Source organism: Flavobacterium kochi (assembly GCF_048286715.1).
Lineage (GTDB): Bacteria > Bacteroidota > Bacteroidia > Flavobacteriales > Flavobacteriaceae > Flavobacterium.
Map to the genome: position 1 here is coordinate 1 of NZ_JBLVPW010000026.1, position 23,503 is coordinate 23,503.

The window sequence follows — 23,503 nt, forward strand, 5'->3', positions numbered from 1 at the left end:
TGATCGTCTGGGAATGTCTTTATAAACTCTAAAATATTCTCACCCTGAAATATCTTTTCCATATCCTTGTATTTACTATAAATATAAGTGTTTTTTATGTAAGTAACTCGATAAAATTATATTAAAAAGTGGTACAAGAGGAACGCATTCCTAATCAAAATCAACCTCTAAAATGCACTTTGATTCTTTTTCTAGAAAGGGTTGTGTTTTCTAATTCTCTGAAAGAATATCCTAACTTATCTAATGTTGGCACATCATTCACAAAATATTGAAGGTAGTAAGCCCCAAAATAATTGTTGTTTTCTAAATAATCAATCATCATTCGAACATCCTTTTGACTAATCAAATCCGAATGGACTGTGGTGCGTACTTCAAATGAAAGCCCACTTTCAATTAATAAATGCAAGGATTTTTCGAACGGTAAAAAAAGATTAGACTGTGTGATTTTTTCAAAATAAGAAGGCATTGATTTAAAATCCAAAGCGACATAATCAATTAACTTGCTCTTGAGAAGTTCGTGTAAAACATCCGGTTTTGAACCATTAGTGTCAATTTTCACCAAAAAACCCATTTTTTTGACCTGATCAATCAGCTCAAGAATATTTTTATGCAGTAAGCATTCGCCTCCGCTAAAAACTACAGCATCTAATAAATTTTTACGGGAACGAAGGAAAACAATCACTTTTTCAAAGGAGATCAGTCCTTTTCCCTGCACAATTTCAGGATTGTAACAATATAAACAACGCATATTACAGCCTGCAAACCAAAGAATGCAAGCTGATTTATGCGCATAATCCAATAAAGTAAAGGGCGTTATACTATAGATGGGATTACTGACATTTTCTTTCATTGAAATGGGTGCGTTGTCTGTGTTCTCCTTTTTTACCAATATTGAAACTTTCTACAGGTCTGTGATACCCCATGACACGGGTATAAACAAGACATTTGGTTCTTAAATGCAGGTGCTGTTCTAAAATTGGATTACTGGTGGTTTTCATATTCGAAATTGTTTAAGGTTTAGTTTAAAATTAAAAGGCAGCAATTAAAAGTTCTAAGTCAGTGGCTCCACCTTAGATTTTTTTCATTCTCAATTATAACATCATCACATTTCGGGCAAAATTCATGCTCCCCATTCAAATATCCATGAACAGGACATACGCTAAATACAGGCGTTACGGTAATGTATGGTAATTTGAAATTGGAGATGACTTTTTTGACAAACTGTTTACAGGCTTCCGGGGAACTGATTTTTTCACTCATATACAAATGCAAAACGGTACCGCCGGTATATTTACATTGTAACTCATCTTGTAAAAACAAAGCTTCAAAAGGGTCTTCAGTATAGTCAACCGGGATTTGAGAACTGTTGGTATAATAAATATTTTCTTGCTGCCCTGCCTGATAAATATCTGCAAAACGTTTTTTATCTTCTTTCGCAAAACGATAGGTAGTTCCTTCGGCAGGAGTGGCTTCCAGATTGTATAAATTTCCGGTTGCTGACTGAAATTCTTTCATACGGTTGCGAATGTGTTCTAATATTTCAGAAGCAAATTCAATTCCTGAGGGTGAAGTTATCGCCTCTTTATTTCCAGTAAAATTTACAATCATCTCGTTCATTCCGTTCACTCCAATAGTTGAAAAATGATTTCTGAAATGTTGCAAATACCTTTTGGTATACGGATACAAACCTCGGTCATACATTTCCTGAATGAATACTCTTTTTTTCTCTAACGTTGATTTAGAAAGATACAATAACCGATCTAATTGTTGGAACAGTACTTCTTTATTTCCTTTAAATAAATAACCCAAACGAGCCATATTGATAGTGACCACGCCAATGCTTCCTGTCATTTCAGCACTGCCAAAAAGACCATTTCCACGTTTTAATAATTCGCGTAAATCGAGTTGTAAACGGCAGCACATACTGCGAACAGCATTGGGTTTATAGGCATTCGGGTTTTCTTCTTTATTACCGTTTTCATCCACAATATACTGACTTCCAATGAAATTCTGAAAATAAGACGACCCAATTTTAGCGGTATTCTCAAAAAGCAAATCGGTATTTTCTCCGTCCCAATCGAATTCTTCAGTGATATTTACTGTTGGAATCGGAAAAGTAAAAGGTTGTCCATTTGCATCTCCTTCAGTCATTACGGTATAATAGGCCTTATTGATCAGGTTCATCTCCTTCTGAAAATGCCCGTATCGCAAATCCGTCAACTTTGTAACCCCTCTTTCTCGGGCTCTTATTATAAGATCGTATTCAAAATTATTTTCGAAAAAATGAAAGTCATTCTTCGTAGGAATTTGTGTTTTCAAATCTTCAGGAACAACCCAATCAAGCGTAATGTTGGTAAAAGGAGATTGTCCCCAACGAGCGGGTACATTTAAATTATAAACAAAACTGCGAACGGCTTTTAGCACTTCATCGAAAGATAAATCATCCTTAAAAACATATGGAGCCAAATAGGTATCGAATGAACTGAAGGCTTGGGCACCCGCCCATTCGCTTTGAAGAATACCCAAAAAATTAGCCATTTGCCCCAAGGCTTCTTTAAAGTGAGAGGGTGCTTTGCTTTCCACACGCCCACGAACTCCATTAAAACCTTCGTTAAGCAAGACCCGTAAACTCCAGCCTGCACAATATCCCGTCAGGCAATCTAAATCATGAATATGTATATCCCCATTGCGGTGCGCATATCCTTCTTCTTTGTTGTAGACTTTATCCAACCAATAATTGGCAATGATTTTACCGGCGACATTATTCACCAAACCCGCGTTAGAATAAGAGGTATTCGCATTGGCATTGATGCGCCAATCGGTTTGTTCTATGTATTCTTCGATGGTTTGGGTACTGTCAACATAAGTCGTGTCTTCATTAAGACCATTACTGTGCTCCCGCTGTAATTTGCGTGTATGCCGGAACAACATAAAGGAGCGCACAACTTTAAAATACTGTTTTTCGAAAAGATTTTTCTCAATCAAATCCTGAATTTCTTCCACCGCCCAAGTTTCTTTGGCCAGTAAGTCGTTATTAATGTTTTCAAAAATAGATTCATCAATTGCCATGGAAACACTCAGAAAGCATTTTTCAATTGCGTCTTTTATTTTAAAAGGTTCAAAAGGTTTGTATTCGCCGTTTCTTTTAATAACATATTTTTCCATAGCATTTGATGATTTTAGTTTGCGGTATTTTTGACGTTGCTTTTATTCCTGCGTGGAGAATTCTTTTTCTAAATCTGCCGCTTTTGGAAACAAAATATTGTTTTCTAAATGAATGTGTTTGTGTAAATCCTGCTCAAATTCTTCTAACATCGCAAAAGTCACACGATACGTATTACAAGCATCTTCCGGTGGCGTATAATTATTGGTCAATGTGGCAATTTTAACAAAACGATCCCCTTCGGTTTCATGTTCCTCCATCATCATGGCTATAGGATTTTTAATTGTCCCAAAATGGGGCTGATCAAGTAATTCATCTGTAAGGGTTGCTTTCACCATTTTTTTTATGAATGGAAACAAAATCAGTTCCTCTTTTTTCATATGCTGCGCTAATTCACCTGCACAGCCTTTAAAGAGCTCGTTGATTTCGAACAATTCAAGGTGACCAGCTCCATGCACTTTACATAATTTATCTAAAAAAGGAAGTATCAGCTGCGTTTTCTCTTCCACATAACGGTGATGGGTTTTCTCAATATAATCCGCCAGTAAATCCAAAGGCCATAATTTAAAATCTATAGCACTGTCATTTTTTGTGGATAAAACCGTATTTAATTGTTCCAGTAAACCATTGGTATCTATATCTTTTTTATCACAAGCTTCCTCAATAGTTCGGTTTCCTTTGCAGCAAAAATCAATTCCGTGTTTTGAAAAAACTGCTGCAGTTCTAAAATCTTTTGCTACATATTCTCCAATTGTCATTTTTTCTAAAGTTTCCATAATTTCATTTTTATAATTCTGATATCTTTTACAAATTTAGTCAATTTTTTAATAAAGGACAATTTTATCCGAATTAAATTATCAACCCATTTTTTTTGATAAAAAAGCTATTAACAATACATTACAATTCGTTTTTTTCCTTATTTTATAAATTTATATTGACCCCAAAAGAAATTTATAAAAATGATTTTTATCATGTTTTATCTTTTTTTTCAATACGTAATTTGCATTAAACAAATAAAAGACATTTTTGTCCTTTATTAAAAAAATATTTTTAATTAACAAAAACTGATAATTATGCTTTCAAAATCACAGGCAAGAGCATTTTTTCTGGGAGGAACTCTGGTCACCTTTTTAATCTTTATCGCATTGACCATTTATTCATTTATGCCCAGAAACGATCAAACCAATTACGGAAAGATTGATAAAAAGATTGTGCGGGGAAAAGAAATTTGGGAATCCAATAATTGTATGGGCTGTCACACCATTATGGGAGAAGGAGGATATTATGCTCCCGAATTAACAAAAGTTGTTGAACGCCGCGGCGAAGGATACATCAAAGCAGTTTTAACATCGCCAATTCCCTGGGCTCCGAGAGGACGGAAAATGGTCGCCTATAAAATGAACGAAAAAGATGCTGCTGCAGTAGTCGCTTATTTAAAATGGATTGGAAAACTGGACTTAAATGGTTTCGACCGCATCGTTTCACCTTTATCTAAAGATAAATAATTAATAGCATTCATTATGAAATATAAATCACAAAAAGTAGCCTATTGGTTTTTTGCCTTGTGCATGCTTTTATTCTCTTTACAAATTATCTACGGGTTTATCATGGGTTTTGACCGAATAGGTATTCAAGGACTGCATGAAATTATTCCTTTTAATGTAGCACGCGCGGTGCATACCAATTTACTGGTGGTGTGGCTGTTATCAGGCTTTATGGGCGCTGCCTATTATATCATTCCGGAGGAAGCGCAGCACGAATTAATAAGTGTAAAATGGGCTTATGTACAATTAATATCATTAGCCATTGTTGGCGTTGTTGCCATTGTTGGTTTTCACTTTAACCATTGGGAAGGACGAAAATTTCTTGAAATCCCAAGAGAATTAGACTATTTAGTAGTTGCAAATGTATTGCTCTTCTTAGGCTTAATTTTGGGAACGCTGTTCAAAGGAAAACGCCAGACCACAACCGCCCTGGTACTCGTAATGGGTTTGTTTTTTTCAGCCCTACTCTATTTACCAGGAATGATTTGGTTTGACAGTCAGGTGATGGATTCGTTCTTTCGTTGGTGGGTAGTTCACCTGTGGGTAGAAGGGGTTTGGGAATTAATCATGGGAGGTATTCTTTCATTTCTGTTAATCAAATTAACCGGAGTAGACCGGGAAGTTATTGAAAAATGGCTGTACGTAATTGTTGGCCTTACTTTCCTCTCTGGAGTTTTGGGAACCGGCCATCACTACTACTACATCGGGGTAAACAAAATTTGGTTGATTGTTGGCGGGATTTTCTCTGCCTTAGAACCTTTAGCTTTCTTAGCTATGGCTTTATTCGCGGTAAATATGTACCGCAAAGGAGAAAAAAGTCATCCTAACAAAATTGCTCTTTTTTGGACTATCGGTTCCTCTATTGTTTCTTTTGTTGGAGCAGGATTACTTGGTTTTGCACACACCTTACCACAAACAAACTTGTATACCCATGGAACTTTAGTGACAGCAATGCACGCGCATTATGCGTTTTGGGGTGCATACGCGATGATTGTTCTGGCGATGATTAGTTATGCACTGCCTAATTTAACAGGAAGAAAACGATTTGACGGCACACATGGTCACGCTGCTTTTTGGTTATCCAACATTGGTATTTTAGGAATGACTGTCGCTTTTGGTGTGGCTGGTGTTGCACAGGTATATATGGAGCGGAAAATGAAAATGGAATTCATGGATGTTCAAAACGAGATCAGCATTCATTTTGTAGTACTTCTCATTTGTGCTACCATGTTTACCACCGGAATTGGACTTTTCATCTATGATTTCATCAAATACGGGAAACCTACGGATCAAGCTTTAGAGATTAAATAATTTACTAATTCATTTTTTTATCAGGACGCTTTAGCAACGGTTTTTAAGAATTATATTTCCAGACAATTGTTACCGCGTCCTGTTTTTTTAATACAACTGAAATGATACAAACCACCCCTTATTATCATGCCGTAGGCAAAGAAAAAGAAGTCTTTGAACATGCCTATAAAAATAAAATTCCGTTGCTATTAAAAGGACCAACAGGAACAGGAAAATCCCGCTTCATTGAGCACATGGCACATCAACTGGATAAAAAAATCATCACGATCAGTTGTCATGAGGAAACTTCTTCTACCGATTTAATTGGCCGTTTCATTATTAAAGGAGCTGAAACAATTTGGCTTGACGGTCCGCTAACAACAGCAGTAAAGGAAGGTTCTATTATTTATTTGGATGAAGTTGCCGAGGCGCGTCCTGATGTAATTGTTGCCATTCACTCTTTGACCGACCACAGACGAGAACTTTTCATTGACAAACTAGGCGAAACCGTAAAAGCACATCAGGATTTTATGCTTGTCGCTTCCTTTAATCCGGGTTATCAAAGAGGTTTCAAAGAACTAAAACCATCTACTCGTCAAAGATTTATTGCCGTTTCTTTTGAATACCCAGAGGCCAAAATTGAAATTGAAATAGTGGTTAATGAAACTCAAATTGATCAGGATACCGCAAAAAAGCTGGTAGCTATTGGAAACAAAATCAGAAACTTAACCGAATTAGGGTTAACCGAAACCGTTTCAACCCGCCTTTTAATTGATGCTGCCAAAATAATTCACAGCGGACTTCCAAAACGCTTGTCCGTTCATGTCGCGGTTGTAGAACCCTTAACTGACGATTTACAAACAATAGGAGCATTGAAAGACTTATGTAATTTGATGCTATAGAAAAGAGTATTCAATCGTCCTTTTTATAACAGTAAAAACAAAGCTAAAAACAAGATTGAACATTGTAAACTTTAAGAAAATGGGTTTTGAAATAGATGAATACATATATGGAAAGTTTGTCAGACATTTTAAAAAGTCTAAAAAAATTGATGTTGAAATTCTTAACAGAACGGTATATTTAAATGAAATAAAACCGCGATTGACCATTTTGGCACGTGCTTTAACAGGAAATCCTATTGAAATTTATCCTGCGGAACGTGAAGGAGGCTATAAAAACAACAATTTTTTCCTTCCAATTTCCTTTGCCGAATTGCCGACCAAAGGCGACAATCACACTTTTTATCTTTTCAGAATTGTATACCTCAGCATACAACAGCGGTTACATCTCAATTGGACTTTCGAAGAAAAGGAACAACCGTTAGCCCTCTCTCAATTAAAAGCATTAGAAGCATCCCAAAAAATTCTAGCCATTCTATTTGAAGAATTCGCTATTGATGCAAAATTCCATAGTGAAACAAAACAGCATTTCACTAGAAAAACAAACCGAAAAAGCACTGTTGACTTCTCTTGGATTTATGGGAAATGGATGCAAAATGAAACAGAACAAAACAGGGATACCCTGCTTCAAAATTTTTCGGACAAAACAAAAAAAGGGAGTGAAAATCAACCTCTGACCCTATTAAAATCAAAAGCAGTTGAAGCAATAATAACTGTAGAAGTTGACAAAAAACAACAGGAAGATTATGTGATGATGCATAATTTTGAAAAAGTAGATACTGCCGAAGAATTCAATGGAGTATGGCGCGATTTTGATGGTTCCGATGAATTGGAAGACCATCAGGATGCGTTGGAAGAATTGAATATGAAATACACCATTCGTGTTGATGACACGGCACATTCGGTATATCAGGCTGATTTTATTGAAAACACCACCCTTTCAGAAAGTGCGGAAGTCGATGCAAAAGGTCTTCATCTTACCTATAATGAATGGGATTTCAACAAACGCGTTTACAAAGAAAATTTCTGTAAAGTATATCCAAAATCACAACAAAAAACAGATTCCAATTATTACAAAAACACCATTAGAAAAAACGCGTCCACTTTAGTGGGTCTGCGCAAAATGCTGACCAATGTCAACAACAGCATGCAGCAACAAAAACGCCAGACACAAGGTGATGAATTTGATATCGATGCCATTACTGATTTGTATGTCGATGTACATTCCAGAAGAACACCATCGGAAAAAATATACATTTCAAACCGAAAAAAAGAAAAGGATTTATCTATTCTGATACTATTGGACATTAGTCTTTCCAGTGATGGCTATGCTGCAGGAAATCGGGTGATTGATGTAGAAAAAGAGGTTTCGATTCTTTTTGGGGAAATCTTAAACGAATTCAATATCGATTTTTCAATTGACAGTTTTTATTCTAAAACACGGAACTTCTCCACCTATTTAACGGTCAAGGATTTTGATGAAAATTGGCATACGGCCAAACATAAAATTGGCGCAATAGAACCCAACGGGTACACGCGAATTGGTGCTGCCTTGCGACATGCCGGCGCACGACTGGATACAAGAAACACCAAAAACAAATGGGTCATCCTTATTTCTGACGGAAAACCCAACGACTACGATAAATACGAAGGAAAATATGGGATAAATGATGTAAAACAAGCGCTTCGGGAACTCAACTTGAGAAATATCAATTCCTATGCGCTCGCCATTGAGGCCCAGGCGAAATACTACTTGCCACAAATGTTCGGGCAAAATCACTATCAAATTTTAACAACTCCGGTCGAGCTGCTGCAATCACTTGTGAAATTATATGAAAAAATTAAATATCAAAAATAAATAATAAGATGACTCAAACTTCTAATACCACAAAACTTCCCGAAGGCCATCCCGTTCAGGTTTACTTTCAGGAAAACGATATTATTCATACTCTATTAGAGCAACTGTCCGTTGCAGATCCGGCAAATGATCTGCAGAACTACACTAGTATTTTCAATCAACTGCATACCATTGAGAAACGATTCGCCCGAAAAGAAAATCAGCTTTTTCCATTTCTTGAAAAAAAAGGATGGGTAGGGCCTTCACAAGGCATGTGGTCATTTCATGATAACTTGAGAGAACAATTTCGTTTAATTCAGTACTATCTTAAAACAAACAACCCGGAAAAAATCAATGAAAATACTTCTTTCCTTGTCAATGGAATTTACAGATTAATGCAAATGGAAGAAACCGTTTTATTTCCAAATGCCCTCGATGTCTTAGACGAAAATGATTGGATTGCAATGCGAGCAGGCGAAGCGGAAATTGGGTGGATGCTTCCGAATGCTCCTGTAGCATTTCCAAATGTCCAATATATTCATCCGAGTGAAGATTTTACCAAAAGGGAAATGACTATTTCTTTAGAAAACACTTCCCATTTTGACGAGGGATTTATGACTGTAGCACAGGTGAATTTATTGTTTAAAACCATGCCATTGGATCTTACTTATGTGGATGAAAACGACAAAGTTATTTTCTATAATCGTGGAGAAGAACGTGTTTTTCCAAGAAGTGCCGGAATTATCGGCCGCGAAGTAAAATTTTGTCATCCTCCCAAAAGTGTTGGAACTGTTCTTAAAATTTTGGACGAATTTAGAAAAGGAACAAAAAATGAATCTTCGTTTTGGATTAATTATAAAGAACGCCTGATTTACATTCGGTATTTTGCTGTTAGAGATACCGATAAAAACTACAAAGGTGTCATTGAAATGTCACAGGATATAACTGACATCAAGAAAATTGAAGGTGAAAAGCGATTATTGGATTGGGATTAATCAAACTTATAAATAAAATGGACACAGTTAAAATAAATTACAAAAATATTTACTACCCGCCTGGAGGCCTTTTAATGTGGATTATTATTTTTTTAGAATTGGTCACCTTTGGAATGGCACTTTTGGCTTTCATTTTTTACGGAAGCGATCAAGCGGAATTATTTCATCAATCCAGATTGCAGCTCAATACTACTTTTGGAGTCATAAATACAGTTTTTTTATTGACTAGTGGTTTTTTTATGGCCAATGCTGTACAGGAGTTTAAAAACAACAATCGTACAAAGTCCTCTTTGTATTTTAAATTGACAATGCTTGGCGGAACTCTTTTTTTAATTTTAAAAAGTGTGGAGTACTATCATAAAATAGAATCTGGAATTGCATTAGAAACCAATATATTTTTTACGTTTTATTGGCTATTGACCGGTTTTCATCTTATTCATGTCATTATGGGATTGGTCATTTTAATCTGGACGAACTACGGAATGATAAAGAAAAATTCGGACACAGCCACTGAAGACATTGAAGCCTGCGCAGCCTTCTGGCATATGTGCGATTTAATTTGGCTGATTTTATTCCCCGTTCTTTACCTGATCTTTTAAAAGATGAAAAAAAAATTAGTATTTACCTATAGTGTATTGATTGTATTGACGGTTTCAACCGCCCTGATTTCGTATACAATTGCTGTTTCTCCACTTGCTGGCGGCGTAATTCTAGGAATATCCGCCATCAAATTCCTGCTGGTTTCTTTCGAATTTATGGAATTGAAAAAAGCAAATTTTTTTTGGAAAGTGGGTTTGATCTCGGTTCTGGGACTCCTTTTATTAGTGCTGCTCTTATTTAAATAAACTCTTAAATAAAAGTTAAAAACATGACAAATGTCATAATAAAAGACAAAATCATCTTTTATTTTTACGTTAGAAATCATAAGGAATTTAACACTTAAAATTATGAAAATCCCACTTACTTTAAACAAACAAACTAAGATAATTGTCGTTGCCCTGTTGGTCGTGCTTGGTCTATTTTCTTATTCCCAAAAAGAGGAAAAAGATGCTAAATATTACGAAGCTATTAAAGTTCAAGGCCAAAAAGAAGCTGAACTTACCGCTCCCCCTGCTGTTCCAAAACCTGTTGGTGACCGTCAGGCCATGAAGCTGATCGTTAATATGGAAATTAGAGAGGAAGAAGGGGAAATGGTCGATGGTACGAAATATATGTATTGGACATTTGGAGGTTCTGTACCAGGAAGTTTTATTAGAACCCGCGCAGGTGATGAAGTTGAATTCCACTTAAAAAATCATCCGGACAATAAATTGCCTCACAACATCGATTTACATGCGGTCACAGGACAGGGAGGAGGAGCGGCTTCTTCAGTAGTAGCACCCGGGCATGAAAAAGTATTCAATTTTAAAACTTTAAATCCAGGTTTGTATGTTTACCATTGTGCTACCGCTCCTGTTGGGATGCACATTGCCAATGGAATGTACGGATTAATACTGGTGGAGCCAGAAGGGGGATTACCTCCAGTTGACAAAGAGTACTACGTTATGCAAGGGGATTTTTATACAAAAGGAAGTTATGGAGCGCAGGGCCTGCAGCCTTTTGATATGAATAAAGCGGTAAAAGAAGATGCTGATTATGTTGTTTTCAACGGAAAAGTAGGGGCTATTGCGGGTGATAATGCCCTGACTGCTAAAGTAGGAGAAACGGTCCGTATTTATCTGGGAAATGGAGGTCCAAATTTAGTTTCCTCCTTCCACGTTATTGGTGAAATCTTCGACAAGGTTCATATTGAAGGCGGCGAAATGATCAATAAAAATGTCCAAACTACAATGATACCTGCTGGTGGCGCTGCCATTGTAGAATTTAAAGTTGATGTTCCGGGAACATTTATTCTGGTAGACCACTCTATTTTTAGAGCATTCAATAAAGGAGCCTTAGGAATGCTAAAAGTAACCGGGGATGAAAACAAAAAAGTGTATTCTGGTACTACGCAGGAAGGAATTTATTTGCCAGAAGGTGGTACCATTCAAAACATGCCGGAAGGAGAAAAAACAGCAAAATCTACTGTATTAAAAACAGTTCCCGAACAAATTAAAGCTGGAAAAGCAGTTTTTGGAACGACTTGTTTTGCCTGTCACCAATCAGAAGGTCAGGGTATTCCTCATGCCTTCCCTCCACTCGCAAAATCTGATTTTCTGAACACCGATCCTAAGAGAGCCATTCGTACGGTCATAAGGGGATTGAGTGGTGAAATCACTGTAAATGGCAGCAAAATTAACAGTGTAATGCCCAGTCAGAACTTAACGGATGATGAAATAGCAGCTGTTTTAACATACGTATACAGCAGTTGGGGCAATAATAAAACCGTAGTTACACCGGCAATGGTAAAAACACAACGAAAATAATAAATACAATAATTTAATTTTAAAAATCATGAAAAAATATGTTTTAGGAGTAGTAGCACTAGGTTTAGCTTTACAAGGGTTTAATACGTTTTCAAAAGAGGACACTATGATAACCATTCCCAAAAAAGAAGCAAATAAAACACTTTATTTAGCTGATAAAGGAAAAGAGGTTTATACCAAAACCTGCATCGCTTGCCATCAGGCTACCGGGCTGGGAATTCCAGGAGCTTTCCCTCCTTTGGCTAAATCAGATTATTTGAATGCGGACGTAAATCGCGCGATTAAACAGGTTATTAAAGGTTCCAGTGCACCCATAACAGTGAACGAAAAAAAATATACCACAGCGATGCCAGCGCAAGCATTAACGGACTTACAAATTGCAGATGTATTAACCTACGTATACTCCAGTTGGGGTAATAATAAATCTAAAGTAACAGCTGCAATGGTAAAAGCACAAAGAAAATAATACCACAAATTAAAAAATAAGCCATGTTACATCGGAAAAGAGTCATGATTGCTTTGCTATTACTAATAGCACCATCGCTATGGGCTCAAGACACCAAAATGGCAGCTATAGAAAAGGGGACTTTTGTTCCCCTTTACGGCGCCACTAGCAAAAAACCTGCGCAGGTCAAAGCCTTTAATCTCGATATTTATCCGGTGACAAATGCTCAGTTTTTGGTATTTTTAAAAAAACATCCTGAGAATAGTCGTTCCAAAATCATAGCTCTTTTTGCCGATAAAAGTTATTTGTCTCAATGGCAGAGTGATTTTAATTATGGTACCTCTAATTTAAGTAATGCACCAGTTACCAATGTTTCCTGGTTTGTTGCCAAGAAATTTTGTCAATGCCAGGGAAAACGATTGCCCTCTCTGGACGAATGGGAATATGCAGCCATGGCAGATGAAAAACGAATTGATGCACGTACCAAAAAAGAATTCAACAACTACATCTTATGCTGGTATGAAAAGCCAAAAGCCTACGCCAATCCTGTGGGACATACCTTCAAAAATTATTGGGGCGTTTATGATCTGCATGGATTAGTTTGGGAATGGACTTCCGATTTCAACAGTATTTTCCTTTCTGGTGAATCCCGAAAAGATAAGGATACAGACGCTAATCTCTTTTGCGGTAGCGGTTCTGTCAATGCAACCGATTTAATGAATTACGCCGCTTTTATGCGTTATGCTTTCCGAGCAAGTCTTAAAGCACGATTTACCACTAAAAACCTTGGTTTTCGATGTGCGAAAGATAAAAAATAGCTTATTGAAACCAAATTAAAAAACCAAAAAATGAAATCAAAGCGTCACAAACCTCATTATTCCGATCAGGCGAAGCAATTCCTAAACATAAAAAAGGCACTTTTTTTAATAGCGGCACTACTTCTTTTATCTTTCCCTTCTTGTCTTAATAAATCAGCAGCTGAAGCGAAGGACAAACCTATTTCTGATCTGTCGATTTACAATCTTCCTTCAAAATGGACTAATCAAGAAGGCAAAAACATAGAAATGAAGGATCTAAAAGGCAAAGTTTTAGTTATGGTAATGATCTATACTTCCTGTAAATCAGCTTGTCCACGATTAGTAGCTGACATGCGTAACATAGAAAAAAGGTTGCCGGAGAACATCAAGGATAATGTAAGACTCGTTTTAATAAGTATTGATCCTGAAATGGATACACCCAAACGATTAAAATCATTTGCTATCGACAATACTATGGATGGAAAGCAATGGATTTTTTTACGTTCAACTGAAGAAAACACTCGCGAGTTTGCTGCGGTTTTGGCAGTAAACTACAAAAAAATAGCGCCGCTGGAATTCTCGCATTCCAATATTATAAGTGTATTCAATGCCGATGGAGAATTAGCCTATCAGCAAGAAGGTTTGGGTGTCAACTCTGACCAAACCATAAAAAAAATAACTGAAGAAGCTCAAAAGCTAAATTAAATCAAACATGAAATCATTCAAAATAATCAGTTTGTCATTGCTTACAATGATAGGCGCAGCTACGCATGCCCAGCAGTTTGATGCCAATTTGCAAATTAGACCTCGTTATGAATATAGAAATGGTTTTAAAAGCCCCGTGCCAAATGGTGAAAATTCAACCTCCTTTATATCGCAACGCTCCCGTTTAAATTTTAATTATAAACAAGCCAATGTAAAAATAAAATTAACTTTTCAAAACGTACGTACTTGGGGCGACTTGGCAACAACTGCACCAGCTGATAAAAATGGGATTGGGCTATTTGAAGCATGGGCGCAATATGATTTTAGTACAAAATGGAGTACGCGTTTAGGCCGTCAGGTGATTTCGTATGACAATCAACGTATTTTCGGGGAAATTGATTGGTCGCAACAAGGACAAAGTCATGATGCCGCAGTGTTTATCTTTCACCCAACAAATCATCAATTGGACATAGGTTTTGCGCTAAACGCCAATGCTGAAAATTTATTGGAACCAAAAACGGCTTATGCAACGAATTATAAATCAATGCAATATGCCTGGTATCATACCCAATTTAATAAACTAAACCTGAGTTTGTTAGTACTGAACACCGGTTATGAATTTGAAAAAACCATTGTTAATTTAGCAATAGACTACAAACAAACTTTTGGAAGTTATTTTTCTTTCAAAGAAAAAAAATGGGATGCCAATTTAGGTTTATATGGACAAACCAGCAAAAATAAAGGTAAAAATGGGAGCGCCTGGTATGCGGGAGCGTTTATTGCTTATTCCATTTCGGACAAATTTAAAGCCGGATCCGGATATGAATTGCTATCAGGTAAAAATCAAGACGACAGTAGTTCGGTTATAAAATCGTTTAGCCCTATCTTCGGAACCAATCACGGTTTTAATGGATTCATGGACTATTTCTACGTAGGAAATCATCAAAACAGTGTTGGATTACAAGATGCCTATTTGAAACTAAGTTATATTTCCAATAAATGGCAGTTGGTAGTAATGCCACACATTTTCAATGCGCCAGGTACCGTTTTAGATTCCAATATTCAAAAAATGGACCGCTATTTAGGAACGGAAATTGATTTTACTATTCATTATACCATCCAAAAAGAGAGTGTTGCTTCGGCGGGATATTCCCAAATGTTTGCCTCAACAACATTAGAACGATTAAAAAATGTTAGCAACGCTCAAAATACCAACAATTGGCTTTGGATTATGGTTTCTTTTAATCCACGAATCTTTACTTTAAAATAAAACGTTTCCTATTTTAAAAAACTTCTTTATTTTTATAAAAGAAGCTTTTATTATCTATTATTTGGATTCGCAAAGAAGCTATCTGATGTTAAATGATGTTAATACTACTTTTAATAGTAAATATCTAAAAGGATTTTACTTTTTGAATCATCAATTAGTTTTTCAATTCGTGCATAAAATTCCTCATTTATCATGGGACAGCCAAAACTCTTACATATTGGTTTATCCTGTTCTTCAGAAGGCACTTTAACATATTTATGGATGACAATATTTCGCGTCAAAGCATTGTTGTTTGTTTGCTCCAATCCGTATAATTTGTAGGATTTGCCAAATTTACCATTGTAGCTGGCTCCGATATAGTATTTGCCCAATGACGTACAAAGGGAGTTAGGCTCATTGCTAAATAACAGTTGCCCCTCGGTTTGTGTTTCTGAACCAATACCGTGAGCAACCAAACCCTGATCGAGTATCGTATCGTTTTTTAAGTCATACACAAAGAACCTGTTTTTTCCAGACCTGATTTTCATATCAATCAGAAAAACTATTTCTTTATTAAAGTTCGGATTCTTGGCAATGAATTTCTTAACAATAGCAGCTTGATTCAAGAGTTTTTCTTCAGTGGAATCATCTGACACAGCAATTGCAGAGGGGTCACTTTTAGTGTTTTTTGGTGAAATTTTAATACTAAAAAATAATATCCCAATTGTTGTTAAAACGAAAATTACGCTTCTCATTTTAGTTTTCTTAAATAGTGGCACTGTTTGTATTCTTTTAGCGTGTTGCGAAACAATTTACAGGGGCAACACCGTTGCATAAAACTACCAAAAAACGGGTAGATTTTTACCATAACTCATGTTTTTCATTTTGCAAATTTAGGGATTTATTTTATCCTAATTAATTCTTACTAACGATTTTACAACCTTTTTTATTTTATTTTTTTTGTTTATTTTTTTTATTTTGTGCTGTTTCAGGATAATTCATATTCACGTCCTTTACTTTTTTGCCTTTTTCGAAAAATTGCCAAATTCCTGTTTTTTTGCCATTTACAAACTGTCCTTTTGAAACTATATTCCCGTCGGTATCTTTAAAAATTGCCAAACCATGGTATTCGTTATTCTTGAAAATGGATTCTTCAAGGACAATTCCTTTTTCGGTATATTTTTTATAAATGCCATCTTTCAGGTTGTTTTTATAACTGATTTCTTCAGCGATTTTACCGCTTGGATAAAAAACAGTTCGCAGACCTTCCAACTTTCCATTTTTGTAATTTTCAGTAGTCATTATACTTTTTGAAGCCTGATGGTAATACTTCCATTGCCCTTCAAATAATTTATTTACTACTTTACCCTCACTCACTTTATTCTTATCCTGATCGTAAAAAATAGTATAAGCGGAATTATCATTAGGATTGAATTCCCTTGTGGCGATTATTGATTTAGCTTTGGTATCATCATAAAAATTAAAAACTCCTGTTTCTTTCCCATGGACAAAAGTCCCTTCGTAGCGAGGTCGTTTTGACTCGTAGAACCCTCTCCACAAACCGTGCTTATTACCATTTTGATCTAATTTATTGAAATCTGTTTGTGCCTGAAGACAAAAAATATTTAAAAAAAACAAAACAAATATTACTTTTTTATACAATGCTTTCATAATATATACCCTTTTTAATACTAACGAATTCGTATGCCTTAAATTATAGCTAAATAAAAAAATCTCGAAATATTTCGAGATTTTTTTACTTTTTTACTTTTTTTTGTCTTTTGCTTTTTGAGCTTCGGCCTGTTCCATAACTTCTTGAAGCTTTTTCTGGAATTTACCTTGTTTCTTTGGCTCCTTCAATTTGTTTTCCTGTATCTGGGCGTGAATTTTGTCACTATCCACAATATAATTTTTAATTACAAACATGATCCCTATTGTAATCAGGTTAGAAATAAAGTTATACAAACTCAATCCGGCACCATAGCCATTGAAGAAAATCAACATCATAATCGGTGAAATATAAATCATATATTTCATCATTTTCGCCATATCAGGCATTCCTTCCTGTTGTGGAGCAGCCATTTGCTGATCTCCGGATGTCATTTTCATATAGAAGAAAATCGCTATTGCGGCCAATATTGGAAACAAACTGATATGATCGCCATACATAGGAACGCGAAAAGGCAATTTTACAACCTGGTCAAAAGAAGATAAATCGTCCGCCCAAAGGAAACTTTTTTGCCTTAACTCAAAAGCCGATGGAAAAAACTGAAACGAAGCATACATAAAAGGAAGCTGAATCAAGGCCGGAATACATCCTGCCATTGGGTTCACCCCGGCTTTATTATACAACTTCATGGTTTCCTGTTGTTTCTTCATTGGGTCTTTTTTGAATTTTTCACCCAACTCCGTAATCTCAGGTCGCAACACTTTCATTTTGGCCTGTGACAAAAATGATTTATACGTAATAGGCGACATCGCAATTTTAACAATAATGGTAAAGATAATTATCGCAATTCCATAACCGATGTAAGAACTTAAAAATCCAAATAAAGGAATAAAAACGAATTTGTTAATCCATCCAAAAATCCCCCAACCTAAAGGAATGATTTTTTCTAAATTTTTATCGTACCCTTTTAATGTCCTATAATCCGATGGTCCAAAGTACCAGCTCATTTTATAATCTACCTCACCATTTGTAAATGCTAAAGGCACATTTGCTTTAAATTGCTTGATATAGGTTGTATCAACCTTTTCATCAACAACTAATTTACTAGATTTCAATGAAGATTTAGCAAACGGAGTATCAGTCAATAATATGCTACTGAAAAAATGCTGTTTGAAAGCAATAAATTTGACCTTTTCAGGTGTTTCTTCTTTGTCTTTTCCGTCTCCTACATAGTTGATTTTCTCTTCTCCATACTCGTAGTTAAGCAAGGTATAACGATCTTCGTAAGCAATGCTTTTTTCTGTTCTGTATGTTTTTAAATTCCACTCTAAATCCAGCGGTTTAGCCGTATTCAAAACTTTATTCAACCCTTGTGAACGGATATCAAAACCAACCATATACTCGTTTGGTTTTAGTATATATTTGTATTCTAAAAACTCATTTGCACCAGCTTTCAATTTCATAGAAAGTATTTGATCTGCTCCAACTTTTGTTAGTGTTGGTTCAAAAAACAAGTCTTTCGTATTTAAAGTACGGTTATCACTCGTTAGCAATTGCAGATTCAAATTAGCGTTATTGTCTTTAATCAATTCCACTAATTGTCCCGAACCTTTTTTAAATTTTTCGAAATTTTTCAATGTAGCTTCAACAATATACCCTCCTTTATTGGCAACTCTCAATTTTACAAATTCGTTTTCGATTGTTGTAAAACCCTCTTTTGCTGAAGGAAGTGTAGCAGAATAAGCAAAATTTCCTAATGTTTTTTCCAACTGAGCCAATTGTGTGGAATCTCCTGCCACAACGCCACCAACAGTTGCTGGTGTAATCATTTTGGCGCTTGCTTCTTTTGCTTTAGCTTCTTTGATGACCAATTCTTTCTTGGCTTTTTCAGCAGCAAGTTCTTTCTCAGAAGGTTGGTTTTGATACATTATCCAAATCAAAATACCAAAAATCAATACAAAACCTATAATCGAATTGAGGTCAAATTTTTTTTCTTCCATTATTTTATTTAAAAAAGTTTACTATTTAAAGTACAACGCTTTATGAATACAGCGATTGAACACTAATTCTAAAAACTAAATACTATTTTTCTTTGCCTGAACAGCCGCTGCAACAAAATTCACAAAAATAGGATGCGGGTTTGCCACGGTACTTTTATATTCAGGATGGTATTGAACCCCGATAAAAAATGGATGGTCCTCTATTTCTATAACCTCAACCAAACCAGTATCCGGGTTGATCCCAGAAGCTACTAATCCCGCTTTTTCCAATTGGCTTACATACTCACTATTGTATTCGTAACGGTGACGATGACGTTCAGAAATAGTCGATTTACCGTATATTTTATAAGCTAAAGTATCTGGTTTCAAATCACATTTCCAAGCACCAAGACGCATGGTCCCTCCCTTATCGGTGATTGTTTTTTGCTCTTCCATCAAATTCACTACCGGATGAGCCGTTTTATCATTCATTTCAGTTGAATTAGCCTCTGAAAGTCCAAGAATATTTCTTGAATATTCAATAATAGCCATTTGCATACCCAGACAAATTCCAAAAAAGGGAACTTTATTTTCACGGGCATAACGAACTGTTTCAATTTTTCCTTCAATTCCTCTTTCACCAAAACCTGGTGCAACAAGAATTCCGTCCAGTCCAGCTAATTTCACCGCTACATTATCTGCATCGATATACTCCGAATGAATTGAAATAACATTTACTTTGGTTTCATTAGTAGCTCCTGCGTGAATGAAAGCTTCCAAAATTGATTTGTAACAGTCCTGCATTTCTACATATTTCCCAATCAAGCCAATGTTTATAGTATGCTTGGGATTTTTTAATCTGCGTAAAAAAGTATTCCAGTTTTTTAAATCCGGAGCCGCTTTTTTAGGTAAATCCAATTTCTTTAAAGCCACAACATCAAGGCCTTCTTCCAACATTAAATTTGGCACTTCATAAATAGTTGAAGCATCAATTGACTGGATAACGGCCTCTCTTTTTACATTACAAAACAAAGCCAGTTTATTTCGCAGTTCTTCCGAAATTTCATGCTCAGTTCTACAAACTAAAATATCAGCTTTTATACCGCTTTCCATCAAAGTTTTAACAGAATGCTGTGTTGGTTTTGTTTTCAATTCTCCGGCAGCAGCCAAATAAGGAACTAATGTCAAATGAATCACTAAACCGTTGTGTTCTCCTAACTCCCATACTAATTGACGAACCGATTCGATATATGGTAAAGATTCGATATCTCCCACGGTTCCACCAATTTCGGTAATAACAATATCATAATCACCTGATTTACCAAGCAATTGCATTCTCTCTTTAATTTCATTGGTAATATGAGGGACAACCTGAACTGTTTTACCAAGAAATTCTCCTCTTCTTTCCTTTTCAATAACCGAAAGATAAATTCTTCCTGTGGTAACATTATTCGCCTGAGAAGTAGGAACATTCAAAAAACGCTCATAATGACCTAAATCCAAATCCGTTTCTGCTCCATCATCGGTAACATAACACTCCCCATGTTCATATGGATTTAAAGTACCTGGATCAACATTGATATACGGGTCGAATTTTTGGATAGTAGTTCTGTATCCTCTTGCTTGTAATAATTTTGCCAAAGATGCCGCTATAATTCCTTTTCCTAAAGAAGAAGTCACACCGCCTGTAACAAAAATATATTTTGTTTGATTCATTCTGTTGTTGTTTGTAATGTAGTTGTGTAAAAAACGTGGCAAAAATACAATTATAAATTGAGAAAAAGCTAATTTGAAAATGAGATAATTTGACAATTCAATAATGCTACCGTTTCAAATTAACTTTTTCCCCATTCCTGAATTAAAGTGGTTTTGGATATCGCTTTTTAATAGTGCGAATTAACTCTTCCAATCCATTGAGTTTTAATTCATAAATCAATTGTAATTGTTGTCCTAACTCTCCTTTTGGAAACCCTTTATTACTATACCAAACCACGTAATATTCGGGCAAATCAATAAGATATTTACCTTCATATTTGCCAAAAGGCATTTTGGTATGCGCGAGTTTGATCAGTTGTTTTTGGTTTTGTTCCAAAGTATGTTCCAGTATAAAGTGTAAGGTTTAAAGTTCCATCTGCAAACTGAAAACTACGGTTTGAATCCGTTAACTGATTACTTCCAGTTGAAAGTAATTCGTTTCTCGATTTCAGTATTTAAACTTAAAAAAACAGGACACGTCATAGCGGTTCTTTCAAGAATCGTTCTATTCTTTTGGTCCGCTGTACCGTCCATATCAAAAGTTATTTCTATTGCCCCTATCCGCCTTGGCTCCCCGTTCATAACTTTCGTTACTTCAGCGGTAGATCCTTTTAAATCTACATCCATATCACGTGCTTTTATCCCCATAACAGTCATCATACAACTGGCCAAAGCATTAGCAACAGTATCTGTTGGTGAGAAAGCCTCGCCTTTTCCGTTATTATCTAGCGGTGCATCTGAAACGATTTCAGTTCCGGATTGCAAATGTATCGATGAAGTTCTTAAATCGCCTAAATAGGTTACTTTTGATGTCATTAGTTGGCTTCTTTTATGGTTAAATCGGTGTCATAGTATAAAATATATACTCCTTTGTTGGTAAATCCACCACCTTCTTTTTTATAATATTCAAATTTATTATCGACCTGCTCCGTCGCCATTGTCTCCGCGGTTTCCTGATACTTCTGACCTTGTGACAATCGCATCATGGTATCAAATGTAATATCAAAACCACGAGTTGCAAAAGCACTTGGGGAAATTTTGTTTTTCTTTTTAAACTCTTTTTCAAAAATTAAAGCTTCAGGAGATTCATTTTCACGAGTAACTGAAGGATACATCAATTTCAATTTTGTTAAATTCACAAAATTAATTTCATCGGTATCGAGTGTTTCGTTAGGCTCTAAAATAACCAGCTGCACTTTATAAGTCGCCATGGCACTCATCATGGTTGCCATTGTTGATTTTATCATCCCTGTATTCCCCGTTTCCATTACCACATAGTTTATTTTATCTTTCACAAATAAACTTTTTAAATTTTCAGCAGACAATCCTCCACTTGCAGTAAGGACGGCAAATTTTACATCTTTATGATTTTCCGTAATAAACTGAATCATTGATTCTTTTTTCTTATCCACAACAGCAACAATATTTCCGCCTTTTGCTCTCATATAATCGAACATTGCATTTTTAACAGCTACAGCAGTTGGGATAGTCTGATAAATATTGCTAAACGAATTCCCTAAATCTTTTGATAAAGGCGAAATAACAGGAACTTGGTTTGCATTCAACAATTCAGCAGTTTTTTCAACATTACTTTGATAGAAAGGTCCAATTATTGCATCAGCCTCCTGCAACTTATTTTCCTGAATTAACGAAGCAACATTCGAAGTGTTTTTAGTCTCCTGTGAATCATAAATTTTCACATCCAAAGAAAGACCTACTTGTTTTGCCGAATCTATAGCCATCAAAGCTCCTGCATAAAAATCTAAAGTCATGTTCAGAAACTTGTCTTTTTTCAAGCGTATTGCGGTTGAATTAACCGTATCTCCTTCAATTTTTGAGATGTTAAAAGGCAAAAGCAGTACTAGTTTCTTTCTGTCATTACTGCCCATTTTCTTTGACAAAACAGCGTATTCCTTTTTGGATTCAACAACTGGAACAGCACTTGTTCCCGGAACCTTTAAAATCATCCCTTCCACAACACCTTGAGATAAAGCAGGATTTAGAGTGATTAATTCTTCCTGAGTCATCCCAAACATTTTTGATAAACTATAAAGTGTTTCCTTTGGCTTCACTTCGTAATTTAAATAACTGCCCCCTTTTACAGCTTTTACAGGATTAGGTTTTGCAATTTCTTTTTTGGTTTCAACAACCGGGATCGTTTTTTCAACTTTTGGAGCAGCACCCTTGATGATTAATTTATACCCAACAGGTAAATTACTCACTATTTCAGGATTTCTTTTTTCTAATTCCTGAATGGTAATTCCGTATTTTTTGGAGATAGAATATTTAGTTTCCTTTGGAAGTACCTCGTGATAAACTACTTTTTCCTGAATTACGGCAGCTGGTTTTGGACTGTTTTTTGAAGGAATAACAAGAATTTGCCCAGTTTTCAATCCTTCTTTTTCAAGGCTCGGATTGGCTTTTTTCAAATCCTGATCTGAAACGCCATATTTTTTTTCTATACCGTAAAGGGTTTCTTTAGGTGTTACCTCATGCGTTGCAGCAGTTTTTACGGCGGCTTTGGCTTGCACCGCAACCTTTTGTTTATTCCCATTTTTTGGAATCAGCAAAATACTATTTGGCTTTAGTCCGTTTTGGGCATCAGGGTTCAATTGATAAATATCAAATGGCGTAACATTGTATTTTTGTGCAATTTGGCTTATCGTTTCTCCTTTCTCAACCTTATGCGTTGTATTTTTTTCTTGTGAAAAAACACTATAATTAAACAATAAACCAGTAATACAAATTGCAAAAAAATATTTCATCATTTT

General features: G+C 35.7%; 23 protein-coding genes. 12 read left to right on the forward strand and 11 right to left on the reverse strand.

What is annotated here, in order from left to right:
• Positions 1-160 precede the first annotated feature (160 nt).
• From ACNQGH_RS18210 to ric, 4 genes are read right to left on the reverse strand one after another with little or no spacing between them, the layout of a single operon-like run.
• The gene (locus ACNQGH_RS18210) at positions 161-850 is read right to left on the reverse strand and encodes an anaerobic ribonucleoside-triphosphate reductase activating protein (RefSeq protein ID WP_417957439.1); all 690 of its coding nucleotides are present in this window, start codon (positions 848-850) and stop codon (positions 161-163) included.
• Positions 831-998, reverse strand: a complete 168-nt coding sequence (gene nrdD / locus ACNQGH_RS18215) for an anaerobic ribonucleoside-triphosphate reductase (RefSeq protein ID WP_417957440.1) — start codon at positions 996-998, stop codon at positions 831-833. Before nrdD ends, ACNQGH_RS18210 begins: the two co-directional genes overlap by 20 nt.
• 58 nt (positions 999-1,056) lie before the next feature.
• Positions 1,057-3,165: a ribonucleoside triphosphate reductase gene (locus ACNQGH_RS18220; RefSeq protein ID WP_417957441.1), complete on the reverse strand. Its 2,109-nt coding sequence runs from the start codon at positions 3,163-3,165 to the stop codon at positions 1,057-1,059.
• 42 nt (positions 3,166-3,207) lie between these two features.
• Positions 3,208-3,939, reverse strand: coding sequence for an iron-sulfur cluster repair di-iron protein (ric, locus tag ACNQGH_RS18225; protein WP_417957442.1), 732 nt, complete (start codon positions 3,937-3,939; stop codon positions 3,208-3,210).
• Positions 3,940-4,236: 297 nt separating this feature from the next.
• Here ric and ACNQGH_RS18230 point away from each other — a divergent pair, with 297 nt between their 5' ends.
• The 12 genes from ACNQGH_RS18230 to ACNQGH_RS18285 all read left to right on the forward strand — a co-directional run bounded on the left by ACNQGH_RS18230 (position 4,237) and on the right by ACNQGH_RS18285 (position 15,350).
• Positions 4,237-4,668: a c-type cytochrome gene (locus ACNQGH_RS18230; RefSeq protein ID WP_417957443.1), complete on the forward strand. Its 432-nt coding sequence runs from the start codon at positions 4,237-4,239 to the stop codon at positions 4,666-4,668.
• A 15-nt stretch (positions 4,669-4,683) separates the two neighbouring features.
• Positions 4,684-6,018 (forward strand): cbb3-type cytochrome c oxidase subunit I, encoded by a 1,335-nt coding sequence (locus ACNQGH_RS18235; protein ID WP_417957444.1) that lies wholly within the window; start codon positions 4,684-4,686, stop codon positions 6,016-6,018.
• A 101-nt stretch (positions 6,019-6,119) separates the two neighbouring features.
• Positions 6,120-6,899, forward strand: coding sequence for a CbbQ/NirQ/NorQ/GpvN family protein (locus tag ACNQGH_RS18240; protein WP_417957445.1), 780 nt, complete (start codon positions 6,120-6,122; stop codon positions 6,897-6,899).
• A 79-nt stretch (positions 6,900-6,978) separates the two neighbouring features.
• On the forward strand, positions 6,979-8,754 hold the full coding sequence (locus tag ACNQGH_RS18245; protein ID WP_417957446.1) for a nitric oxide reductase activation protein NorD: 1,776 nt from the start codon (positions 6,979-6,981) through the stop codon (positions 8,752-8,754).
• Positions 8,755-8,762: 8 nt separating this feature from the next.
• Positions 8,763-9,728 (forward strand): DUF438 domain-containing protein, encoded by a 966-nt coding sequence (locus ACNQGH_RS18250; protein ID WP_417957447.1) that lies wholly within the window; start codon positions 8,763-8,765, stop codon positions 9,726-9,728.
• 17 nt (positions 9,729-9,745) lie between these two features.
• A complete protein-coding gene (locus ACNQGH_RS18255) occupies positions 9,746-10,327 on the forward strand; it encodes a cytochrome c oxidase subunit 3 (RefSeq protein ID WP_417957448.1) in 582 nt (193 codons plus the stop codon).
• A gap of 3 nt (positions 10,328-10,330) precedes the next feature.
• Complete coding sequence (locus ACNQGH_RS18260) at positions 10,331-10,573, forward strand: hypothetical protein (RefSeq protein ID WP_417957449.1); 243 nt, start codon at positions 10,331-10,333, stop codon at positions 10,571-10,573.
• A gap of 102 nt (positions 10,574-10,675) precedes the next feature.
• Positions 10,676-12,133, forward strand: coding sequence for a copper-containing nitrite reductase (nirK, locus tag ACNQGH_RS18265; protein ID WP_417957450.1), 1,458 nt, complete (start codon positions 10,676-10,678; stop codon positions 12,131-12,133).
• Positions 12,134-12,161: 28 nt separating this feature from the next.
• Positions 12,162-12,599: a c-type cytochrome gene (locus ACNQGH_RS18270; protein WP_417957451.1), complete on the forward strand. Its 438-nt coding sequence runs from the start codon at positions 12,162-12,164 to the stop codon at positions 12,597-12,599.
• A gap of 23 nt (positions 12,600-12,622) precedes the next feature.
• On the forward strand, positions 12,623-13,396 hold the full coding sequence (locus ACNQGH_RS18275; RefSeq protein WP_417957452.1) for a formylglycine-generating enzyme family protein: 774 nt from the start codon (positions 12,623-12,625) through the stop codon (positions 13,394-13,396).
• 87 nt (positions 13,397-13,483) lie between these two features.
• A complete protein-coding gene (locus tag ACNQGH_RS18280; RefSeq protein WP_417957491.1) occupies positions 13,484-14,080 on the forward strand; it encodes an SCO family protein in 597 nt (198 codons plus the stop codon).
• Positions 14,081-14,087: 7 nt separating this feature from the next.
• Complete coding sequence (locus tag ACNQGH_RS18285; protein ID WP_417957453.1) at positions 14,088-15,350, forward strand: alginate export family protein; 1,263 nt, start codon at positions 14,088-14,090, stop codon at positions 15,348-15,350.
• 110 nt (positions 15,351-15,460) lie between these two features.
• Here ACNQGH_RS18285 and ACNQGH_RS18290 read toward each other — a convergent pair whose 3' ends face one another.
• From ACNQGH_RS18290 to ACNQGH_RS18320, 7 genes are all read right to left on the reverse strand, one after another.
• Entirely contained in the window at positions 15,461-16,084 is a 624-nt protein-coding gene (locus ACNQGH_RS18290) for a murein L,D-transpeptidase catalytic domain-containing protein (protein WP_417957454.1), read from the reverse strand.
• Between the two features lie 196 nt (positions 16,085-16,280).
• Positions 16,281-17,000 (reverse strand): toxin-antitoxin system YwqK family antitoxin, encoded by a 720-nt coding sequence (locus tag ACNQGH_RS18295; RefSeq protein ID WP_417957455.1) that lies wholly within the window; start codon positions 16,998-17,000, stop codon positions 16,281-16,283.
• A 93-nt stretch (positions 17,001-17,093) separates the two neighbouring features.
• Complete coding sequence (yidC, locus tag ACNQGH_RS18300) at positions 17,094-18,998, reverse strand: membrane protein insertase YidC (RefSeq protein ID WP_417957456.1); 1,905 nt, start codon at positions 18,996-18,998, stop codon at positions 17,094-17,096.
• A gap of 75 nt (positions 18,999-19,073) precedes the next feature.
• Positions 19,074-20,693 (reverse strand): CTP synthase, encoded by a 1,620-nt coding sequence (locus tag ACNQGH_RS18305; protein WP_417957457.1) that lies wholly within the window; start codon positions 20,691-20,693, stop codon positions 19,074-19,076.
• 142 nt (positions 20,694-20,835) lie between these two features.
• Positions 20,836-21,069 (reverse strand): DUF3820 family protein, encoded by a 234-nt coding sequence (locus ACNQGH_RS18310; RefSeq protein ID WP_417957458.1) that lies wholly within the window; start codon positions 21,067-21,069, stop codon positions 20,836-20,838.
• 77 nt (positions 21,070-21,146) lie between these two features.
• Positions 21,147-21,548 carry an OsmC family protein gene (locus ACNQGH_RS18315; RefSeq protein WP_417957459.1) on the reverse strand — a complete coding sequence of 134 codons (402 nt, stop codon included), beginning with the start codon at positions 21,546-21,548 and terminating at the stop codon, positions 21,147-21,149.
• A complete protein-coding gene (locus ACNQGH_RS18320) occupies positions 21,548-23,500 on the reverse strand; it encodes a LysM peptidoglycan-binding domain-containing protein (RefSeq protein ID WP_417957460.1) in 1,953 nt (650 codons plus the stop codon). The genes ACNQGH_RS18315 and ACNQGH_RS18320 overlap by 1 nt, the downstream gene beginning before the upstream one ends.
• Positions 23,501-23,503 lie beyond the last annotated feature (3 nt).

Coding starts and splice junctions, on each gene's coding strand:
- yidC (WP_417957456.1), bottom strand. CDS start 18,998: ATGGAAGAAAAAAAATTTGACCTCAATTCGATTATAGGTTTTGTATTG.
- ric (WP_417957442.1), bottom strand. CDS start 3,939: ATGGAAACTTTAGAAAAAATGACAATTGGAGAATATGTAGCAAAAGAT.
- nirK (WP_417957450.1), top strand. CDS start 10,676: ATGAAAATCCCACTTACTTTAAACAAACAAACTAAGATAATTGTCGTT.
- ACNQGH_RS18235 (WP_417957444.1), top strand. CDS start 4,684: ATGAAATATAAATCACAAAAAGTAGCCTATTGGTTTTTTGCCTTGTGC.
- ACNQGH_RS18320 (WP_417957460.1), bottom strand. CDS start 23,500: ATGATGAAATATTTTTTTGCAATTTGTATTACTGGTTTATTGTTTAAT.
- ACNQGH_RS18220 (WP_417957441.1), bottom strand. CDS start 3,165: ATGGAAAAATATGTTATTAAAAGAAACGGCGAATACAAACCTTTTGAA.
- ACNQGH_RS18290 (WP_417957454.1), bottom strand. CDS start 16,084: ATGAGAAGCGTAATTTTCGTTTTAACAACAATTGGGATATTATTTTTT.
- ACNQGH_RS18260 (WP_417957449.1), top strand. CDS start 10,331: ATGAAAAAAAAATTAGTATTTACCTATAGTGTATTGATTGTATTGACG.
- ACNQGH_RS18210 (WP_417957439.1), bottom strand. CDS start 850: ATGAAAGAAAATGTCAGTAATCCCATCTATAGTATAACGCCCTTTACT.
- ACNQGH_RS18275 (WP_417957452.1), top strand. CDS start 12,623: ATGTTACATCGGAAAAGAGTCATGATTGCTTTGCTATTACTAATAGCA.
- ACNQGH_RS18315 (WP_417957459.1), bottom strand. CDS start 21,548: ATGACATCAAAAGTAACCTATTTAGGCGATTTAAGAACTTCATCGATA.
- nrdD (WP_417957440.1), bottom strand. CDS start 998: ATGAAAACCACCAGTAATCCAATTTTAGAACAGCACCTGCATTTAAGA.
- ACNQGH_RS18295 (WP_417957455.1), bottom strand. CDS start 17,000: ATGAAAGCATTGTATAAAAAAGTAATATTTGTTTTGTTTTTTTTAAAT.
- ACNQGH_RS18255 (WP_417957448.1), top strand. CDS start 9,746: ATGGACACAGTTAAAATAAATTACAAAAATATTTACTACCCGCCTGGA.
- ACNQGH_RS18285 (WP_417957453.1), top strand. CDS start 14,088: ATGAAATCATTCAAAATAATCAGTTTGTCATTGCTTACAATGATAGGC.
- ACNQGH_RS18250 (WP_417957447.1), top strand. CDS start 8,763: ATGACTCAAACTTCTAATACCACAAAACTTCCCGAAGGCCATCCCGTT.
- ACNQGH_RS18305 (WP_417957457.1), bottom strand. CDS start 20,693: ATGAATCAAACAAAATATATTTTTGTTACAGGCGGTGTGACTTCTTCT.
- ACNQGH_RS18270 (WP_417957451.1), top strand. CDS start 12,162: ATGAAAAAATATGTTTTAGGAGTAGTAGCACTAGGTTTAGCTTTACAA.
- ACNQGH_RS18245 (WP_417957446.1), top strand. CDS start 6,979: ATGGGTTTTGAAATAGATGAATACATATATGGAAAGTTTGTCAGACAT.
- ACNQGH_RS18230 (WP_417957443.1), top strand. CDS start 4,237: ATGCTTTCAAAATCACAGGCAAGAGCATTTTTTCTGGGAGGAACTCTG.
- ACNQGH_RS18240 (WP_417957445.1), top strand. CDS start 6,120: ATGATACAAACCACCCCTTATTATCATGCCGTAGGCAAAGAAAAAGAA.